22 protein-coding genes and 1 tRNA gene are annotated in these 17,120 nt (G+C 63.6%); 2 read left to right on the top strand and 21 right to left on the bottom strand.

What is annotated here, in order from left to right; translation table 11 throughout:
- Positions 1-47 precede the first annotated feature (47 nt).
- The 6 genes from MKD50_RS21855 to petA form a co-directional block, all read right to left on the bottom strand.
- A tRNA-Thr gene (locus MKD50_RS21855) sits at positions 48-123 on the bottom strand.
- A gap of 51 nt (positions 124-174) precedes the next feature.
- The gene (locus MKD50_RS21850; RefSeq protein ID WP_012354071.1) at positions 175-663 is read right to left on the bottom strand and encodes a ClpXP protease specificity-enhancing factor; all 489 of its coding nucleotides are present in this window, start codon (positions 661-663) and stop codon (positions 175-177) included.
- 57 nt (positions 664-720) lie between these two features.
- Positions 721-1,332 carry a glutathione S-transferase N-terminal domain-containing protein gene (locus MKD50_RS21845; RefSeq protein WP_010812311.1) on the bottom strand — a complete coding sequence of 204 codons (612 nt, stop codon included), beginning with the start codon at positions 1,330-1,332 and terminating at the stop codon, positions 721-723.
- Between the two features lie 204 nt (positions 1,333-1,536).
- Positions 1,537-2,280, bottom strand: a complete 744-nt coding sequence (locus tag MKD50_RS21840) for a cytochrome c1 (protein ID WP_115705096.1) — start codon at positions 2,278-2,280, stop codon at positions 1,537-1,539.
- 36 nt (positions 2,281-2,316) lie between these two features.
- Positions 2,317-3,720 carry a cytochrome b gene (locus tag MKD50_RS21835; RefSeq protein WP_115705098.1) on the bottom strand — a complete coding sequence of 468 codons (1,404 nt, stop codon included), beginning with the start codon at positions 3,718-3,720 and terminating at the stop codon, positions 2,317-2,319.
- 2 nt (positions 3,721-3,722) lie between these two features.
- Complete coding sequence (gene petA, locus MKD50_RS21830; protein WP_018004948.1) at positions 3,723-4,340, bottom strand: ubiquinol-cytochrome c reductase iron-sulfur subunit; 618 nt, start codon at positions 4,338-4,340, stop codon at positions 3,723-3,725.
- A 214-nt stretch (positions 4,341-4,554) separates the two neighbouring features.
- Between petA and mscL the strand changes: the two genes are divergently transcribed.
- Positions 4,555-4,980: a large conductance mechanosensitive channel protein MscL gene (mscL, locus tag MKD50_RS21825; RefSeq protein WP_018004947.1), complete on the top strand. Its 426-nt coding sequence runs from the start codon at positions 4,555-4,557 to the stop codon at positions 4,978-4,980.
- Positions 4,981-5,036: 56 nt separating this feature from the next.
- On the opposite strand, the gene MKD50_RS21820 is transcribed toward mscL, so the two are convergent.
- Positions 5,037-5,783, bottom strand: coding sequence for a Nif3-like dinuclear metal center hexameric protein (locus tag MKD50_RS21820; protein WP_240072850.1), 747 nt, complete (start codon positions 5,781-5,783; stop codon positions 5,037-5,039).
- Between the two features lie 20 nt (positions 5,784-5,803).
- Here MKD50_RS21820 and MKD50_RS21815 point away from each other — a divergent pair, with 20 nt between their 5' ends.
- Positions 5,804-6,997 (top strand): Do family serine endopeptidase, encoded by a 1,194-nt coding sequence (locus MKD50_RS21815; RefSeq protein WP_018004945.1) that lies wholly within the window; start codon positions 5,804-5,806, stop codon positions 6,995-6,997.
- A gap of 420 nt (positions 6,998-7,417) precedes the next feature.
- Here MKD50_RS21815 and MKD50_RS21810 read toward each other — a convergent pair whose 3' ends face one another.
- The 14 genes from MKD50_RS21810 to hisC form a co-directional block, all read right to left on the bottom strand.
- Positions 7,418-8,512, bottom strand: a complete 1,095-nt coding sequence (locus MKD50_RS21810) for a porin (RefSeq protein WP_115705102.1) — start codon at positions 8,510-8,512, stop codon at positions 7,418-7,420.
- Positions 8,513-8,744: 232 nt separating this feature from the next.
- Positions 8,745-9,551 carry a twin-arginine translocase subunit TatC gene (tatC, locus tag MKD50_RS21805; protein WP_115681296.1) on the bottom strand — a complete coding sequence of 269 codons (807 nt, stop codon included), beginning with the start codon at positions 9,549-9,551 and terminating at the stop codon, positions 8,745-8,747.
- Positions 9,552-9,675: 124 nt separating this feature from the next.
- Positions 9,676-10,200 carry a Sec-independent protein translocase protein TatB gene (tatB, locus tag MKD50_RS21800; RefSeq protein ID WP_252668604.1) on the bottom strand — a complete coding sequence of 175 codons (525 nt, stop codon included), beginning with the start codon at positions 10,198-10,200 and terminating at the stop codon, positions 9,676-9,678.
- A 93-nt stretch (positions 10,201-10,293) separates the two neighbouring features.
- Positions 10,294-10,524, bottom strand: coding sequence for a Sec-independent protein translocase subunit TatA (gene tatA, locus MKD50_RS21795; protein ID WP_018004941.1), 231 nt, complete (start codon positions 10,522-10,524; stop codon positions 10,294-10,296).
- Positions 10,525-10,671: 147 nt separating this feature from the next.
- Positions 10,672-11,028, bottom strand: coding sequence for a histidine triad nucleotide-binding protein (locus MKD50_RS21790; RefSeq protein ID WP_018004940.1), 357 nt, complete (start codon positions 11,026-11,028; stop codon positions 10,672-10,674).
- Between the two features lie 62 nt (positions 11,029-11,090).
- Complete coding sequence (locus MKD50_RS21785; RefSeq protein WP_115705107.1) at positions 11,091-11,480, bottom strand: DUF4870 family protein; 390 nt, start codon at positions 11,478-11,480, stop codon at positions 11,091-11,093.
- 62 nt (positions 11,481-11,542) lie between these two features.
- Positions 11,543-11,914: a phosphoribosyl-ATP diphosphatase gene (locus MKD50_RS21780; RefSeq protein ID WP_115705109.1), complete on the bottom strand. Its 372-nt coding sequence runs from the start codon at positions 11,912-11,914 to the stop codon at positions 11,543-11,545.
- Complete coding sequence (gene hisI, locus MKD50_RS21775) at positions 11,911-12,315, bottom strand: phosphoribosyl-AMP cyclohydrolase (protein WP_115705111.1); 405 nt, start codon at positions 12,313-12,315, stop codon at positions 11,911-11,913. The genes MKD50_RS21780 and hisI overlap by 4 nt, the downstream gene beginning before the upstream one ends.
- A 2-nt stretch (positions 12,316-12,317) precedes the next feature.
- Entirely contained in the window at positions 12,318-13,088 is a 771-nt protein-coding gene (gene hisF / locus MKD50_RS21770) for an imidazole glycerol phosphate synthase subunit HisF (protein ID WP_252668603.1), read from the bottom strand.
- 69 nt (positions 13,089-13,157) lie between these two features.
- On the bottom strand, positions 13,158-13,904 hold the full coding sequence (gene hisA, locus MKD50_RS21765; protein ID WP_115705113.1) for a 1-(5-phosphoribosyl)-5-[(5-phosphoribosylamino)methylideneamino]imidazole-4-carboxamide isomerase: 747 nt from the start codon (positions 13,902-13,904) through the stop codon (positions 13,158-13,160).
- A 155-nt stretch (positions 13,905-14,059) separates the two neighbouring features.
- A complete protein-coding gene (gene hisH / locus MKD50_RS21760; RefSeq protein WP_240072867.1) occupies positions 14,060-14,713 on the bottom strand; it encodes an imidazole glycerol phosphate synthase subunit HisH in 654 nt (217 codons plus the stop codon).
- Positions 14,710-15,333, bottom strand: a complete 624-nt coding sequence (locus tag MKD50_RS21755) for a YchE family NAAT transporter (protein WP_111521347.1) — start codon at positions 15,331-15,333, stop codon at positions 14,710-14,712. Before MKD50_RS21755 ends, hisH begins: the two co-directional genes overlap by 4 nt.
- 89 nt (positions 15,334-15,422) lie before the next feature.
- Entirely contained in the window at positions 15,423-16,010 is a 588-nt protein-coding gene (gene hisB, locus MKD50_RS21750; RefSeq protein WP_013958203.1) for an imidazoleglycerol-phosphate dehydratase HisB, read from the bottom strand.
- A 4-nt stretch (positions 16,011-16,014) separates the two neighbouring features.
- On the bottom strand, positions 16,015-17,115 hold the full coding sequence (hisC, locus tag MKD50_RS21745) for a histidinol-phosphate transaminase (protein WP_115705115.1): 1,101 nt from the start codon (positions 17,113-17,115) through the stop codon (positions 16,015-16,017).
- Between the last annotated feature and the right edge of the window lie 5 nt (positions 17,116-17,120).

Below are 17,120 nucleotides of genomic sequence, written 5' to 3'. Positions count from 1 at the left end.
CCCAAAAACAAAACGGGCCACGCAACGCGTAGCCCGTTCTTCAATTCTGGTGCCGGCTGCAGGACTCGAACCCGCCACCTGATGATTACAAATCAACTGCTCTACCTGATGAGCTAAGCCGGCATATGGATGCAGACCGCGATTCTACTGCATTGCGGTCGGCTTTGGGATGGCTTACTTCACCACTTTCAGTGCAGGCTTCTTGCCGCCGATGCGGGGCACCGGGGGCGGCGTGTCGTCGTCGCCGGGGCCGGTGTCGCTGGTCGTTGCCGGGGTTTCGGCTTCGACCGGGGCGAGCTTGGGCGGCGGGTTGTTTTCACGCTCGGTCGCGGCCTGGGTTTCCGGCAGGCTGCGCTCGACCGGGAAGGCCATGCCCTGTCCGTTCTCGCGCGCGTAGATCGCCAGCACGTTCTCGACAGGCACGTCGATCTTGCGCGAGACACCGCCGAAGCGTGCGCTGAAGGTGATCCACTCGTTGCCCATGTCCAGGCCGCTGGTGGCGTCGAAGCTGACGTTCAGCACGATCTCGTTGTTCTTGACGAACTCGCGCGGCACGTTGGTGTTGGCGTCGACGAAGACGGCGATGTACGGCGTGAAGCCGTTGTCCGTGCACCATTCGTAGATGGCGCGGATCAGGTAGGGCTTGGTGGAGGTTTCAGGCATTGTGCTTCCAATGGCGCCGCGATGGCCCGAAGGCGGGTGCCGTCGGGCCGGTGCCGGTTAGCGGCGCATGACCTTTTCGGACGGGGTCAGCGCTTCAATGTACGCGGGACGGCTGAAAATGCGTTCAGCATACTTCAGCAGCGGCGCGGCGTTCTTCGACAGCTCGATGCCGTAGTGGTCCAGGCGCCACAGCAGCGGCGCGATGGCGACGTCGAGCATCGAGAACTCTTCGCCCAGCATGTACTTGTTCTTGACGAAGATCGGCGCCAGCTGCGTCAGCCGGTCGCGGATCGCGGCGCGGGCGCGTTCGTGGTTCTTTTCCGCGGCCTTGCCCTTTTCGTTCTCCAGCGTGTAGACGTGGGTGAACAGTTCCTTTTCGAAGTTGAACAGGAACAGGCGGGCGCGGGCGCGCTGCACCGGGTCGGCCGGCATCAGCTGCGGGTGCGGGAAGCGCTCGTCGATGTATTCGTTGATGATGTTCGACTCATACAGGATGAGATCGCGCTCGACCAGGATGGGCACCTGGCCGTACGGGTTCATCACCGAAATATCTTCGGGCTTGTTGAACAGGTCGACGTCGCGGATTTCAAAATCCATGCCCTTTTCGAACAGGACAAGGCGGCAACGTTGGGAAAACGGGCAAGTCGTACCCGAATACAACACCATCATGGTTGGATTCCTTGGGCTTAGCCGGAACAGGGTCGGACAGTAAGGTCTGCCATTCTGCCAAAGTCGGCTATCGAAAAGCAAATAAGTGGCAAGTGCGTCGCTTTCTGTGACTATCGCCTGTAAAAAACCAGGGGCGGCGCTGCCTTTTTCGCAGCGACCGCCCCTGGCCTTCTTGGTCAGGGCCCGCTCAGGCCCTGCCGCGGTTTACTTCACGTCTTTCCAGTACGCAGCATTCAGGCGCCAGGCGAACACGGTGAATATGCCCAGGAACAGAAGCACCCAGACGCCCAGGCGCTTGCGGTGGTTCTGCGCAGGCTCGGCCATCCAGTCCAGGAAGCTGACGAGGTCGGCAGTCATCTGGTCGTACTCGACCTTGCTCAGCTTGCCCGGGCTCAGTTGCTCGAAGCCGGCGAACTTGTGCACCTTCTCGCCGTGCTCTTCCACTTCGGTGAACTTGGCGGCGCGCTGGCCCTGCAGTTCCCACAGCACGTGCGGCATGCCGACGCTCGGGAACACCAGGTTGTTCCAGCCGGTGGCGCGGCTGTCGTCGCGGTAGAACGTGCGCAGGTAGGTGTAGAGCCAGTCGTCGCCACGGGCGCGCGCGATCACCGACAGATCAGGCGGCTGCGCGCCGAAGAAGGCCTTGGCTTCCTTCGGCTGCATGGCGATGTTCATGGTCTCGCCAACCTTATCACCGGTGAACAGCAGGTTCTCGCGGATCTGGTCGTCGGTCAGGCCGATGTCCTTGAGCCGGTTGTAGCGCATCATCGATGCGCCGTGGCAGTTCAGGCAGTAGTTGACGAACACCTTGGCGCCGCGCTGCAGCGACGACAGGTCAGCGGTGTTCACCGGCGCCGGCTCGAGGGGGAAGCCCCCCTCGGATGCCATGGCGGGCGCGCCGGCAATGCAGGCGCCGGCCAGCGCGAGGATCGAAAGCAGCTTTTTCATCTTGTGTCCTTGTGCTCTTGTCGGGGTTCGCTTCGCTCAGTGCGGGTGGAACGTGACACGCTCCGGGACCGGCTTGAACTCGCCGACACGGCTCCACAGCGGCATGGTCAGGAAGAAGGCGAAGTACAGCAGCGTACCGAGCTGCGACACCTTCTCACCAACCGGCGACGGCGGTTGCACGCCGAGATAGCCGAGCACCAGGAACACCACCACGAAGACGATCAGGATGGTCTTGTGGAAAGCGGGCCGATAGCGGATGGACTTGACCGGCGAGCAGTCGAGCCACGGCAGGAAGAACAGGATCACCACCGAGCCGCCCATCACCAGCACGCCCCAGAACTTGGCGTCGATGAAGTAGAAGCCCACGGCCAGGATCACTGCGATGGCGACGGCGCCGATCTTCACGCGCGCATCCTTGCTGCGCAGGAACACCATGCCGAGCAGCAGCGCGAAGAACACCCACAGGATTGGCAGGAAGTTCGACGTAGTGGCGCGCAGCATCGAGTAGAACGGCGTGAAGTACCAGACCGGCGCGATATGCGGCGGGGTCTTCAGCGGATCGGCCGGGAAGAAGTTGTTGGCTTCCAGGAAATAGCCGCCCACTTCGGGGAAGAAGAAGATCACGGCCGAGAACAGGATCAGGAAGCCGCCCACGCCGAGCAGGTCATGCACCGAGTAGTACGGGTGGAACGGGATGCCGTCCAGCGGGATGCCGTTTTCGTCCTTGTTGGCCTTGATCTCGACGCCGTCCGGGTTGTTCGAGCCCACTTCGTGCAGCGCGATGATGTGGGCGATCACCAGTCCCAGCAGCACCAGCGGCACGGCGATGACGTGGAACGAGAAGAAGCGGTTCAGGGTCGCGTCGCTGACCACGTAGTCACCGCGAATGAACAGCGACAGGTCCTGGCCGATCACCGGAATGGCCGAGAACAGGTTCACGATCACCTGGGCGCCCCAGTACGACATCTGGCCCCACGGCAGCAGGTAGCCCATGAAGGCTTCGGCCATCAGGCACAGGAAGATCAGGCAGCCGAAGATCCAGACCAGCTCGCGCGGCTTGCGGTACGAACCGTACAGCAGCCCGCGAAACATATGCAGGTAGACCACGACGAAGAACGCCGAGGCGCCGGTCGAATGCATGTAGCGCACCAGCCAGCCCCACGGCACTTCGCGCATGATGTATTCCACGCTGGCAAAGGCCACGGGAATGCCGGCGGCGTTCAGCGTGCCGTCCGGCTTGTAGTTCATCACCAGGAAGATGCCGGTGACGATCTGGATCACCAGCACCAGCAGCGCCAGCGAACCGAAGAAATACCAGAAGTTGAAGTTCTTCGGCGCGTAGTAGCGGGACAGGTGGTCTTCCCACAATTGGGTCGCGGGAAAGCGGGCGTCGATCCAGCCCAGCAGGCCGGTCGTCTTGACTTGTTTTTCGGCCGCCATGATCAGGCTTCTCCTTTCTCATCCTTGCCGATCACGATCTTGCTTTCGGACAGGAACTGGTAGGGGGGAACATCGAGATTCTGCGGAGCCGGCTTGTTCTTGAAGACGCGCCCGGCCAGGTCAAAGGTCGAGCCGTGGCACGGGCACAGGAAACCGGGATCAGTGCCGAGCTGAGGATTGGCACCGGGGGCGAAGGGGCCCGACGGGGAACAGCCGAGATGGGAACAGATGCCCACTACCACCAGCACGTCCTTGTGCTCGGGACGCGAACGGGTTTCGTTCTTGCAGTACTCGGGCGTCTGCATGGTGAACGGGATATCGGAATTGGGATCGGCAACTTCGCCGTCCGTCTTCTTCAGCGACGCCAGTTGCTCCTCCGTGCGCCGCATGATCCAGACCGGTTTGCCACGCCACTCGACGGTCATCATCTCGCCCGGCTTGAGGGCGCCGATATCCGCCTCGACTGGGGCACCCGCGGCCTTGGCCTTCTCCGATGGTGCAAAGGTACTGACGAAAGGAACCGCTACCGCTACGCCTCCGACGCCGCCAGCGACGGATGTCGCGATCAACCAATTGCGGCGACCTTTATCCACGCTCTTCACGTCTTGCTGGTCACTCATTCCAAACCCCAGGGGAAGTCAATTTAGATTTTGCGTCAACCATAAAGTGTACCTTAGACACCTGCGCACTAGATAGGCAGAAAATGCCACGACCTCGCGCGATTATCGGACATGCATCCCGGAAATCCGCCTCCACGCTTGATTTCCGGTGAGTGATGCGGCAGGCTTCCAGCTTGAAACCGTTCACCCATCGCCACAAGAAGGAGAACCCCCCATGGGCATGATCTCGGAATTCAGAACCTTCGCCGTACGCGGCAACGTCATCGACCTGGCGGTTGGTGTGATCATTGGCGCGGCGTTCGGCAAGATCGTGGATTCGGTGGTCAACGACCTGATCATGCCGTTGGTGGGCCGTGTCGTGGGCAAGCTGGATTTTTCCAGCATGTTCATCGTTCTGGCGGATCCCCCTCCCGGAACCCCACTGACGCTCGATGCCCTGAAGAAGGCCGGCGTACCGGTGTTTGCCTATGGCAATTTCCTGACCATCGTCGTCAACTTCATCATCCTGGCCTTTATCATTTTTCTGATGGTGCGCGCCTTCAACCGGATGCGCGCCGAAGAACCGGCGCCGCCGCCCGCCGCCCCGCCCGAGGAAGTGGCGCTGCTGCGTGAAATCCGTGACAGCCTGAAGGCCCGCTGATTTCGAAGCCAGAACGATAAAACGGCCCCGCTGGGGCCGTTTTGTTTTTTGTCAGATCAGACCGGATTCGGAATATCGATAAAGGTATGGCGCAAGCCGAAGCGTTCGGCCACATGCTCGCCGAGCGAGCGGATGCCATAGCGCTCGGTGGCATGATGGCCAGCGGCGAGATATGCCACGCCGCTCTCGCGCGCCAGGTGCGTGGTCTGCTCCGAGACTTCGCCGCTCAGATAAGCATCGACGCCTGCGGCCACCGCGGCATCGAAATACCCCTGCGCCCCGCCCGTGCACCAGCCAACGGTGCGGATCATCTGCTCCGGCGCGCCGATCGCGAGCGGTTCGCGCCCGAGCACGCCGCCGACATGCGCAGCCAGCGCAGCCAGTGGCATCGGCGCGGGCAGCGTGCCGGTCCAGCCCAACTGGTCGTCGCTGAAGCGGCCGGTGGGGGTGAAACCGAGTTGCAGGCCCAGTTGCGCGTTATTGCCGAATTCCGGGTGATTATCCAGCGGCAGGTGGTAGGCGAACAGATTGATATCGGCCCCGAGCAGGCGCTTCAGACGCGCATGCTTCTGCCCAACCACGCGCGCATCCTCGCTCTTCCAGAAATAACCGTGATGCACGAGGATGGCGTCGGCACCCGCCTCGACCGCGGCATCGACCAGCGCCAGGCTTGCCGTCACCCCGGTCACCACATGTGTGATCTCCGAGCGACCTTGCACTTGCAGCCCATTGGGACAATAGTCCTTGTAGCGGGAAACTTCCAACAGGTCGTTCAAGTACAATTCAAGCTCTTTTGTTTTCATTTTCTGCTCAAAACTCCAATATGTTGCGGCGCTTTTGGCTGTTCTTTGCCCAGGCTGTCACCGTCGTGCTGGCGGTCTGGTTCGTCGTGGCAACGCTCAAGCCTGAATGGCTGCAGAGGGGGCGCGTCGCGGTCCAATCCGGCTCGCCCATCGTGGCGCTCAAGGAGGTCGTGCCCAACGTGTCCGGTCCTGCGGCCGAAGGGTCATACAGCGAAGCCGCCCAGCTGGCCATGCCGGCGGTGGTCAATATCTTTACCAGCAAGAACGGCAACAAGCGCTCGCCCAACCCGCAGGCCGAGGACCCGTGGTTCCGCTTCTTCTTCGGCGACCGCCTGCCCGAGCGGCAAGAGCCAGTCTCCAGCCTGGGGTCCGGCGTCATTGTCAGCGCCGAGGGTTACATTCTAACCAACCACCACGTGGTCGACGGCGCCGACGAGATCGAGATCGCGCTGACCGATGGCCGCAAGGCCAACGCCAAGGTGGTCGGCTCCGACCCGGAAACCGACCTGGCCGTGCTGAAGGTGACGCTCAAGGATCTGCCCGCGATCACGCTGGGCCGGCTAGAGAACGTGAAGGTCGGCGATGTGGTGCTGGCCATCGGCAACCCGTTCGGCGTGGGCCAGACCGTGACCATGGGCATCGTGTCCGCACTTGGCCGCAGCCACCTGGGTATCAACACCTTCGAGAACTTCATCCAGACCGATGCCGCGATCAACCCCGGCAACTCGGGCGGCGCCCTGGTGGATGCGCAGGGCAACCTGCTTGGCATCAATACGGCGATCTATTCGCGCTCGGGCGGCTCGCTGGGTATCGGCTTTGCCATTCCTGTATCGACGGCCAAGCAGGTGATGGAGTCGATCATCTCGACCGGCAGCGTGACGCGCGGCTGGATCGGCGTCGAGCCGCAGGACATGACGCCGGAGATCGCCGAGTCGTTCGGACTCGATGCCAAGGAAGGCGCACTGATCGCCGCCGTGGTCCAGGGCGGGCCGGCTGACAAGGCAGGCGTGCGGCCTGGCGATGTGCTGACCAAGGTGGATGGCTTGTCGATCACGGACACCACGGCCCTTCTCAATGCCATTGCACAGCTCAAGCCCGGCGTGGACATCAAGATGACGGTGATCCGCCGCGGCAAGCCGACGGATCTGACGGTAACCATCGGCAAGCGGCCTCCGCCGCCGCGCCGCTCGCTGCCGTTCGAAGAGGAAGAATAAGCCGGGCCGTGCCTTTACCGGAGTCAGCAAACCCGCCAGCGATGGCGGGTTTTTTCATGTCCGCATCGATTCCGGGACTGGGGCCATAGCCGCGAGACGGGTCTGCCTGCGTCCGATTTCGGCAGAACCGCAGCGTCCTGCCTTACAACGCCAGTTGTCCTGGCGATGACAGCCCGTCCGAATGGGTCTGCCAGCGTGCCATGCCTGACCGCCACTAACCGCGCGGTTTGAATGGGCAAATGCAGACCGGTCCTGTCCCAATAGAAATTCGCACGATCTGACGGCAGCGCGGACGCAGCGCAAGGCGCCAGCCTTGCTGTCGACTGCCTCGCCTGGGATTGCGCAAAAGAAAACGCCGGCATCCTTGCGGATGCCGGCGTTTTTCAAGTCAACCGTCAGCGGGCGGAAGCCCGCGTCAGATTAGAACTTGTGGCGCAGGCCGACCACAGCACCGAACTGGTCCTTGCCGGCTTGGACGGTGTTGAAGCCGTTCACGCCCAGCAGCGAACCGTTGTCGTTCAGAGCGTACGACAGCGAGGTGTACACGTCGGTACGCTTCGACAGCGCGTAGTCGGCGGTCACGACGAATTGCCACGGATCGGCGTCGGTCTTGCGGAAGTCCTGGTAGTAAGCAGCGCCCGACAGCGAGAACGCCGGGGTCAGCTGGTAACCCAGACCCAGCCAGTACAGGTTGGAGGTACCGTTGATGCCCAGCGGGTTGGCGGCAGTCGCCACTTGGCCCGGCAGGGCAGCGCCGTCAGCAGCCTTGGCCCAACGGTAGCCAGCGTACACCTTGGCCGGGCCGAAGGCGTAGTTGGCACCAACGGTGGCGCGGCGGATACGCTGACCGCTTGCGTCGACAGGAGCAGCGGCGGGGCCGGTGGTCGTGCCGTGAACTTCGTCATAAGCAGCACCAACCGAGAACGGGCCAGCTGCGTAGCTCAGCAGCGCGCCGTACTCTTGGCCGCGGCGGAATGCGCCGGCAACTTCTTGGCCGTTGTTGTTGAAGCTGTAGAAGGCCGAAGCGGTCAGGCCACCGAACTTGCCGATGTACTTGACGGTGTTGTCAGCGCGCGAAGCGAAGGCGGCGTCCTGAGCCAGGATACCGTAGCGCGACGAGATGGCCATCGGGTCATACATCAGGCCGAAGTCGTAGAAAGCGGTCTGTTGACGGCCCAGCAGCAGCGAACCGAAGTTGCTTTGCAGACCGACGTAGGCTTGACGACCGAACAGACGACCACCTTGGGCCGAACGGCCGTCATCGAGGTCGAAACCGCTTTCCAGGACGAACACGCCCTTCAGACCGCCACCCAGGTCTTCCACGCCACGCAGGCCCCAGCGCGAACCGGACTGGTTACCCGACGACATGCGGAACAGATCGTCGCCGGCAGCGTTGGCCTTGCTGACATATTCGAGGCCGACGTCAGCCACGCCGTACAGGGTTACGCTCGACTGGGCATACGCGCCGCCAGCGGCCAGAGCGGCGACGGCAGCAGCAAACAGTTTCATCTTCATATCGACACTTTCCTTGTCAACTGATTGGGAAATCTTGGTTGCCCAAGTGCTTGGGCGACGCATTTACATTCACGTCTGCTGCGTATTATGTGCCAGCCCCCCCGGCCGTCAGAAGGCTTTTTCGGCGTAAACCATGCTGACTTGCGCTTTTTGTTGTCAGGGAGCAACAGGAATGCAGGCAAAAATCCCCATTTTGGTGCAATCGGGCAGCCAGCCTGCAAAAAAGCCTGCTTCAGCGCGATTCGTCCGGCTGTGTTTCTGCGGAAGTGGCCTCTTCGGCTGCCGGGCGGCCGATGAAACGGGCCAGGATCAGGCCAAGTTCATAGAGCGCCACGAGAGGAACCGCGAGCAGCAGTTGCGACAGCACGTCCGGCGGAGTGACGATGGCGGCAATGATGAAGGCCCCGACGATCACATAGGGGCGGATCTGCTTGAGCTTTTCCAGCTCCACCACGCCGAACCGCACCAGCACGATCACCACCACCGGCACTTCGAAGGTAATGCCGAAGGCCAGGAACGTGGTCATGGCGAAGCTGAGGTATTTGTCGATGTCGGTGGACATCTCCGCCCCCAGCGGCGCGTTGTAGTGCGCCATGAAATGGAACACCGTGGGGAACACCAGAAAATATGCAAACGCCACGCCGCACAGGAACAGGAAATAACTGCTCGACACCAGCGGCAGGATCAGGCGCTTCTCATGCTGGTACAGGCCGGGCGCGACAAACTGCCAGACCTGGTACAGCACCCATGGCAGCGCGATCAGGAACGCCACCAGCAAGGTCACCTTCATCGGCACGAAGAACGAGCCGGTCACATCCGTGACGATCATCTTGCCGCCCTTGGGCAGCGACTCCATCAGCGGCGCGGAGAACAGGTTGAAGATGACCGGCGCCCAGTAGACCAGCGAGACGAACACCAGAATGATGCCGGCCACCGCCTTGACCAGTCGCTGGCGCAACTCGATCAGGTGGGAGATAAAGGTTTCCTGCTGCGACTCGTCTTGCGGGTCTTGGGGATCGGAGGACCGGGTGTCGCTCATGGCGTGAACCGCTCAGCCGCGAAGGCTGGCAAGTGGATCGATGAAACCGCAACGTGGCGGCGTGGGGAGGCGGACACAACGACAGCGGCCACGGCGGCCGGCAGGAGTTCGCCGCGCGCCATGCTTACTCGAAGAAGGAACGGGAGGGCCGGCGCGCCGGCCGGTGCCGCTTGACGCGCGCTGCACCCGACTGCACCCAGACGCGGACATTGTGCTGGCGCTTGAACCACAGCGGACGTGCGCCCTGCTTGACGCGCCAGCTCTTGCGCCCGTTGTGCGCCTTGTGCGCCGCGTCCCAGCTGGGCACGAAGCCCCCCCTGGCGTCGCTGCTGCTGCCGCCGGCGCCGCTGGCTGCGTCGGCTTCGGCGCCGCCGAGCGCTTCATTGAGCGCCTGGGTCTGCTCGCTGACTTCCTTGTGGATGGTGCGCTCGACATCGCGCGCGGCGTCCTCGAATTCCGTGCGCATCTTGCGCAGTTCTTCCAGTTCGACCTCGCGGCTGACCTCGGCCTTGACGTCGTTGATGTAGCGCTGCGCACGGCCGACCAGCGCGCCTACCGTGCGCGCGACCTTGGGCAGCCGTTCGGGACCGATCACGATCAGTGCCACGGCGCCGATCAGCGCCAGCTTGGAAATGCCGAGATCAATCATGCGGACACATCATGCGGACAACATGCGGAATAGCGCGGTCGCGCAACGACACGCGCAGCGAGATTTGCGTGGAAGGGAGGGCACACCGCCGGCTTATTGCTGGCGGGACTTTTCCTTGGCGTCGACGTCGATGGTGGTGGAATCGCGCAGTTCCTTGGACGCGCCCGGCTGGGCGCCTTTGTCTTCGCCGTCCTTCATGCCGTCCTTGAAGCCCTTGACCGCGCCGCCCAGGTCCTGGCCGATATTGCGCAGCTTCTTGGTGCCGAACACCAGCATGACGATCACCAGCACGATCAGCCAGTGCCAAATGCTAAACGAACCCATCTCTTGCTCCTGATGCAGCCGCGGGCGCAATCATAGATGCCCGGACCCGTTGTTCCGTCCCGTGATGGCCGCGCCGGGCGACGGTTGCCGGCACAGCTTCTGCCCGGGCGTTGCCGCCGCGGACACTCCCCTGCCAAGGCTGCCCGGTCAGGGCAGCGGTCCCTTCCAGGCGTGGCGCGGTCCACCGAGCACATGCAGATGCAGGTGGTAGACCTCCTGTCCGCCGTCCGGGCCGGTGTTGATCACCGTCCGGAAGCCGTTGGAACAGCCGGCCGCGCGCGCCAGTTCTGGCACCTTCAGCATCATTCTAGCAAGCACCTCTCCTTCGCCGGCGCCGCAATCGGCCAGCGAGTCGACATGTGCCTTGGGAATGACCAGCAAGTGTACCGGGGCCTTGGGATGGATATCGTGGAAAGCCAGCATGTCGTCGTCTTCATAGACTTTGTTCGACGGCAGCTGGCCGGCCACGATCTTGCAGAAGATGCAATTATCCTGAGCGTTCATGAAAATTTCATTGCGACGGCCGCGGCACCGGTGACCACCTCGTGCATCGGTCTGCCCGACCCTCAGAATTGCTGATCCGGGTACATCGGCTTGCTGTCGTTCAGATACAGCCAGCCCTTGACGATACGATACAGCATCCACAGCGACAGCACGCCCCAGACCGCAAAAGCCAGCGGCATCAGCACGACCGTCGCAAACAGTACCCCGCCCAGCACGCCCCAGGCCACCGACCACCAGAACGAGCGGATCTGCCAGGCGAAGTGCGAGGCATACAGCGAACCGCGCGCGTCATCGCGCTTGACATAGTCGATCACGATGGCGATCAGCGCGGTGATGCCGCCGGTGAGCCAGAAAATTGCATACAGCGCGTAAAGGATGTGCAGCAGCTTGCGCAGGCTGCCCAGCTGTTCGCCGCTGGGAGTGGTGACCTGCCCGGTGTAGTCGTTCGCCATATTCGCCCTCGGTTGTAAGCCTGCCTCGCGGCAGGCGGGAAACCGGCCGGCATCCGCGCCGGCTAGTCCTTGCGCCGGGCCTTTTCTTCCAGGCCGGACAGCCCTTCGCGCCGCGCCAGCTCGTTGACCACGTCAGCCGGCGTCAGGCCGAAGTTTGCCAGCAGCACCATGCTGTGGAACCACAGGTCGGCCACTTCATAGACCACCTTGCCGGCCGCGGCGCCGCTCTCGCCGGCGGCGCGCGCATCCTTGGCGGCCATCACGGTCTCGGTGGCTTCTTCGCCGATTTTCTTCAGGATGGCGTCGTCGCCCTTGCTGAACAGGCGCGCCACGTAGGACTTGTCGGGATCGCCGCCGTTGGCGGGCTTGCGCGATTCCAGCACCGCGGCCAGGCGCGCCAGGACATCGTTGCTGCTGAGTGCGTCGTCGCTCATGGCTTGGTGTAGATCTGGGCAGGGTCCTTCAGCACCGGCTCGACCGTCTGCCAGTCGCCGGCGTCCGCATCGCCCTCGAATTTCTGGAAGAAGCAGGAATGGCGCCCGGTATGGCAGGCGATGCTGTCGATTTGCGTCACCTTCAGCAGCACCACGTCCTCATCGCAGTCCAGGCGGATTTCGTGCACCTTCTGCACGTGGCCCGATTCTTCGCCCTTGTGCCACAGGCGCTTGCGCGAGCGCGACCAGAACACGGCCTCGCCCAGCTCCACGGTGCGCAGCAGCGCCTCGCGGTTCATGAACGCGAACATCAGCACGTCGTTCGAGCTGACTTCCTGCACGATCACCGGCACCAGGCCGTTGTCGTCCCACTTAACCTTGTTGAGCCACTTCTTCGGCATGATCAGATCCGCACGGGAATGCCCTCGCGGGCCATGAATGCTTTGGCTTCCCCCACGGTGTGCTGGCCGTAGTGGAAGATGCTGGCGGCCAGCACCGCGTCGGCGCGGCCCCGGGTGATGCCGTCGGCCAGGTCCTGCAGGCCGCCGACGCCGCCCGAGGCGATCACCGGCACCGGTACCGCGTCGCTGACCGCGCGGGTCAGTTCCAGGTCGAAACCGCTCTTGGTGCCGTCGCGGTCCATGCTGGTGAGCAGGATCTCGCCTGCGCCGCGGGTCGCCACCTCACGCGCCCATTGCACCGCATCCAGCCCGGTTGCCTTGCGCCCGCCGTGGGTAAAGACTTCCCAACGCGGCGCTTCGCCCGGAGCTGAGCTGCGCTTGGCGTCGATCGCCACCACGATGCATTGCGAGCCATAGCGCGCGGTAGCGTCCGACACCAGTTGCGGGTTGGCGATCGCCGACGAGTTGACGCTGATCTTGTCGGCGCCGGCATTGAGCAGCCGGCGCACGTCTTCGACGGTGCGCACGCCGCCGCCCACCGTCAGCGGGATGAACACCTGCGAGGCGACGTCCTCGATGATATGCAGCATCAGGTCGCGCCCGTCGCTGGTCGCGGTGATGTCCAGGAATGTGATTTCGTCGGCGCCCTGCTCGTCATAGCGGCGCGCGATTTCCACGGGATCGCCCGCGTCGCGCAGCTCGACAAAGTTGACGCCCTTGACCACCCGCCCGTTGGTCACGTCCAGGCAGGGAATGATACGTTTGGCTAGCATGAGATTCCTTGTCCGCCACCGCTGCCGTGCCGGCAGCGGGCAGGCGGCCGCGCCCCGCGGCGCCGTTGCTTATTGCCCGTCGCGCAGCTTGTCCGCAAGCGCCTGCGCGTCGGCAAAGTTGAGGTCGCCGGAATAGATCGCGCGGCCGCAGATGACCCCTTCCACGCCCTCGCCTTCGACCGCGCACAGGTTGTCGATATCGGCCAGGTTGGACAGTCCGCCGCTGGCGATCACCGGGATCGACATCGATTGCGCCAGCTTGACCGTGGCATCGATATTGATCCCCTGCAGCATGCCGTCGCGGCCGATGTCGGTGTAGATGATGGCCTCGACGCCGTAGTCTTCGTACTTGCGCGCCAGGTCCGCCACCTCGTGGCCGGTCAGCTTGCTCCAGCCGTCGGTGGCCACCTTGCCATCCTTGGCATCGAGCCCGACGATGATATGGCCTCCGAAGGCCGAGCAGGCGTCCTTCAGGAACCCCGGGTTTTTCACCGCCGCGGTGCCGATGATGACGTACGAGAGCCCGTCGTCCAGCCAGCGCTCGATGGTGTTCAGGTCGCGGATGCCGCCGCCCAGCTGCACCGGGATCTCGTCGCCGACCTCGGCGATGATGGCCTTGATGGCGGCCTCGTTGCGGGGCTTGCCCACGAACGCGCCGTTCAGGTCCACCAGGTGCAGGCGGCGGGCGCCCTGCTGCACCCAGTGGCGTGCCATGGCGGCGGGATCTTCGGAAAAGACGGTGGCCTGGTCCATGTCGCCTTGTTTGAGGCGTACACACTGACCGTCCTTCAGGTCGATGGCCGGAATGAGCAACATATGCGTGACGAGCGTGGTTGAGTGAGTGAGATTGAGCGAGACCGGCGCGTGCCGGTCAGGTCGGGTCGATAGTCGATCGGAAACGGGTCAGGTACCGGGTCGGTTAGCGGTCGAGCAACGGGTAAACAAGCGATTCGCGAATGGCAAGCTGCGCTTCAGGGATTCCAGTGGACGAAGTTCCGGTACAGCTGCAGGCCCATGGCCGCGCTTTTTTCGGGGTGGAACTGCGTCGCGAAAATATTATCGCGCGCTACCGCGCTGGTAAACACGACTCCGTATTCCGTTTCGCCGGCAATATGGGCCGGATCCTGCGCCTGCACATAGTAGCTGTGGACGAAATAGAACCAGCTGTCGTCCGGGATGCCGCTCCACAGCGGATGCGGCCTGGCCTGGCGCACCCGGTTCCAGCCCATCTGCGGCACCTTGAAACGCGAGCCGTCCGGTTGCGTCATGCCATCCAGCGCAAACCGTACGACCTGTCCGGGCATCAGCCCCAGCGCCGGGGTGCGATCCGTGCCGGCCCGGCTTTCGGTGCTGAACTCGAACAGCATCTGCTCGCCCACGCACACGCCCAGCATCGGCTTGCTCGCGGCGGCCTCGACCACCGCCTGCTGCAGCCCGGACGCCCCCAGCGCCGACATGCAGTCGGGCATCGCGCCCTGGCCCGGCAGCACCACGCGGTCCGCCGAGCGGATGCCTTCGGGCGCATCCACGACCCGGACATCGGCTTCCGGCGCCGCGGCACGCAGCGCCTGCGCCACCGAGCGCAGGTTGCCCATGCCGTAATCCACAATTGCTATGGTAGTCATGATTTCAAAACAGGCAACAATGTCTTCAGCCCGTCCACGATGAATTCCACGGCCAGCGCCGACAGGATCAGACCCATCAGGCGCGTGCCGATATTGATGCCAGTGCGCCCGATCACCCGGGCGATCGGGTCCGCCGCGCGGAATACCAGGTACACCACCGAACCCAGCAGCACGCCGATGCCGACCAGGATCAGCAGCTGGTACCAGTGCTGGGTCTTGCCGGCATAGACGATCACCGTGCTGATCGACCCCGGCCCGGTCAGCAGCGGCAGCGCCAGCGGCACCACCGCAATGCTGGACTTTACCTCGGCCTCGTCCTCTTCTTCCGGGGTGGCCTTGGTGCGGCTGGTTTGCGCATTCAGCATGTTCATGGCCATCATGATCATGATGAGCCCGCCGCCCACCTGCAGCGATGCCACCGAGATATTGAAGAACTCGATGATCTGCTGGCCCAGCAACGCCGACACCGCCACCACGATCGCCACCGAGATCGATGCGATCTTGATGGTACGCAGCTTTTCCGCTTCGGTCTGCTGGCTGGTCAGGCTGATGAAGAACGGGATCGCCCCGATCGGGTTGATCAGCGCCAGCAGCGAGATAAACGACTTGAGCGTATCCATCGGTTGCGGTTGCCAGCATCGCTGGCCGTATTGGCTAAAGAGGTGGGCGGGCGCCGCAACCAGCCGGCACGCCTACGGATTCAGGATGCTCAGAGCGTACCCTTGGTCGACGGGATCGTGTTGGCCGCGCGCGGGTCAAGCTCCACCGCCATGCGCAGGGCCCGGCCAAAGGCCTTGAACACGGTTTCGCACTGGTGGTGGGCATTGATGCCGCGCAGGTTGTCGATATGCAGAGTCACGCCGGCATGGTTGACGAAGCCGCGGAAGAACTCGATGGTCAGGTCCACGTCGAAGCTGCCCACACGCGCACGCGTGAAAGGGACGTGAAACTCCAAACCCGGGCGGCCGGAGAAATCGATCACCACGCGCGACAGGCATTCGTCCAGCGGCACGTAGCTGTGGCCGTAGCGGGTAATGCCCTTCTTGTCGCCGATGGCCTTGGCCACCGCCTGCCCGAGCGTGATGCCCACGTCTTCGACCGTATGGTGGTCGTCGATATGCGTGTCGCCGGTGGCTTCGACCTCCAGGTCGAACATGCCATGCCGGGCGATCTGGTCCAGCATGTGGTCGAGGAACGGCACGCCCGACGCCAGTTTCTGGCGGCCGCTGCCGTCGAGATTCAGGGAAACGCGAATCTGCGTTTCCGAAGTATTGCGGGTGACCTCTGCAACACGCATGGTGTTAATCCTGCAGCGACGCTGCGAATGCCTCAAGGAACTGCGCGTTTTCTTCGGGCGTGCTGACCGTGACGCGCAGACAATTGGCCAGCAACGGGTGCATTTTACTCACGTTCTTGATCAATACCTTCCGCGCCAGCAGGCGCTCGAAGGTCTGTGCGGCATCCGGCACGCGCACCAGCAGGAAGTTGGCCGCGCTCGGGAACACGGTGACTCCGGGCTGCGCGGCCATGCCGTCGGCCACGCGCGTGCGTTCGCCCCGCAGTTGCGCGGCCTGTTCGTCCAGCACCGCCACATGCTCGAGCGCGAACAGCGCGGCGGCCTCGGTCAGCACGTTGACGTTATAGGGCGGACGCACCTTGTCCAGCTGCGCGAGCCATTCCGGCGCGCCGGCCAGGTAGCCCAGGCGGATGCCGGCCAGGCCGAGCTTCGATACGGTGCGCATCACCAGCAGGTTGCCGAAGTCAGTCAGGCGCGGCATCCAGCTGTGCTGGGCGAACGGCTGGTAGGCTTCGTCGACCACCACCAGGCTGTTGCAGACCTCGCCTTGGGCAGCGCGGATGATGGCCTCCATGTCTTCGGCGTCGAACAGGTTGCCGGTAGGGTTGTTCGGGTAGGCCAGATAGATGATGGCGGGCTGCTGCGCGGCCATCGCCGCCAGCATCGCGGCGCGGTCCAGCGTGAAGTCGGCGCGCAGCGGCACGCCGACGAACTGCAGGCCGGCAAACTGCGCGGACATCGCATACATGACGAAGCCCGGCACCGGCGCCATCACCTTCGCGCCCGGCCTGGCCGCGGCCAGCGCCAGCATGCTGATGAGCTCGTCCGAGCCGTTGCCGAGCAGCACGTCCATGCCGGCCGGCACCTGCATCACGCGCTTGAGCGCGGCGCGCAGCGCTTCGCTGCTCGGCACGGGGTAGCGGTTCAGCGCGACTTCGCCCAGGCGCTCGGCCAGTTGCTGGCGCAGCGCGGGCGGCAGGCGGTACGGGTTCTCCATCGCGTCGAGCTTGACCAGACCGTGCGAATCCGGCACGTGGTAGGCGCCCATGGCGCGCACGTCGTCACGGATAATGCGTTCGATCAGGGAGGGCTCTACGGCTGACATGGAAA

The organism is Cupriavidus mimosae (assembly GCF_023952485.1).
Classification (GTDB): domain Bacteria; phylum Pseudomonadota; class Gammaproteobacteria; order Burkholderiales; family Burkholderiaceae; genus Cupriavidus; species Cupriavidus taiwanensis_C.
This window is presented reverse-complemented; position numbering and strand designations above follow the sequence as displayed.

Bases quoted from the DNA above. Each gene is read 5' to 3' on its own strand.
- mscL (WP_018004947.1), top strand. From the start codon at position 4,555: ATGGGCATGATCTCGGAATTCAGAACCTTCGCCGTACGCGGCAACGTC.
- hisF (WP_252668603.1), bottom strand. From the start codon at position 13,088: ATGCTAGCCAAACGTATCATTCCCTGCCTGGACGTGACCAACGGGCGG.
- MKD50_RS21820 (WP_240072850.1), bottom strand. From the start codon at position 5,783: ATGAAAACAAAAGAGCTTGAATTGTACTTGAACGACCTGTTGGAAGTT.
- MKD50_RS21835 (WP_115705098.1), bottom strand. From the start codon at position 3,720: ATGGCGGCCGAAAAACAAGTCAAGACGACCGGCCTGCTGGGCTGGATC.
- MKD50_RS21840 (WP_115705096.1), bottom strand. From the start codon at position 2,280: ATGAAAAAGCTGCTTTCGATCCTCGCGCTGGCCGGCGCCTGCATTGCC.
- MKD50_RS21780 (WP_115705109.1), bottom strand. From the start codon at position 11,914: ATGAGCGACGACGCACTCAGCAGCAACGATGTCCTGGCGCGCCTGGCC.
- MKD50_RS21845 (WP_010812311.1), bottom strand. From the start codon at position 1,332: ATGATGGTGTTGTATTCGGGTACGACTTGCCCGTTTTCCCAACGTTGC.
- MKD50_RS21815 (WP_018004945.1), top strand. From the start codon at position 5,804: ATGTTGCGGCGCTTTTGGCTGTTCTTTGCCCAGGCTGTCACCGTCGTG.
- petA (WP_018004948.1), bottom strand. From the start codon at position 4,340: ATGAGTGACCAGCAAGACGTGAAGAGCGTGGATAAAGGTCGCCGCAAT.
- MKD50_RS21755 (WP_111521347.1), bottom strand. From the start codon at position 15,333: ATGGATACGCTCAAGTCGTTTATCTCGCTGCTGGCGCTGATCAACCCG.
- tatB (WP_252668604.1), bottom strand. From the start codon at position 10,200: ATGATTGATCTCGGCATTTCCAAGCTGGCGCTGATCGGCGCCGTGGCA.
- MKD50_RS21790 (WP_018004940.1), bottom strand. From the start codon at position 11,028: ATGAACGCTCAGGATAATTGCATCTTCTGCAAGATCGTGGCCGGCCAG.
- tatC (WP_115681296.1), bottom strand. From the start codon at position 9,551: ATGAGCGACACCCGGTCCTCCGATCCCCAAGACCCGCAAGACGAGTCG.
- hisC (WP_115705115.1), bottom strand. From the start codon at position 17,115: ATGTCAGCCGTAGAGCCCTCCCTGATCGAACGCATTATCCGTGACGAC.
- hisH (WP_240072867.1), bottom strand. From the start codon at position 14,713: ATGACTACCATAGCAATTGTGGATTACGGCATGGGCAACCTGCGCTCG.
- MKD50_RS21785 (WP_115705107.1), bottom strand. From the start codon at position 11,480: ATGGCGAACGACTACACCGGGCAGGTCACCACTCCCAGCGGCGAACAG.
- hisB (WP_013958203.1), bottom strand. From the start codon at position 16,010: ATGCGTGTTGCAGAGGTCACCCGCAATACTTCGGAAACGCAGATTCGC.
- tatA (WP_018004941.1), bottom strand. From the start codon at position 10,524: ATGGGTTCGTTTAGCATTTGGCACTGGCTGATCGTGCTGGTGATCGTC.
- MKD50_RS21810 (WP_115705102.1), bottom strand. From the start codon at position 8,512: ATGAAGATGAAACTGTTTGCTGCTGCCGTCGCCGCTCTGGCCGCTGGC.
- hisA (WP_115705113.1), bottom strand. From the start codon at position 13,904: ATGTTGCTCATTCCGGCCATCGACCTGAAGGACGGTCAGTGTGTACGC.
- hisI (WP_115705111.1), bottom strand. From the start codon at position 12,315: ATGCCGAAGAAGTGGCTCAACAAGGTTAAGTGGGACGACAACGGCCTG.
- MKD50_RS21850 (WP_012354071.1), bottom strand. From the start codon at position 663: ATGCCTGAAACCTCCACCAAGCCCTACCTGATCCGCGCCATCTACGAA.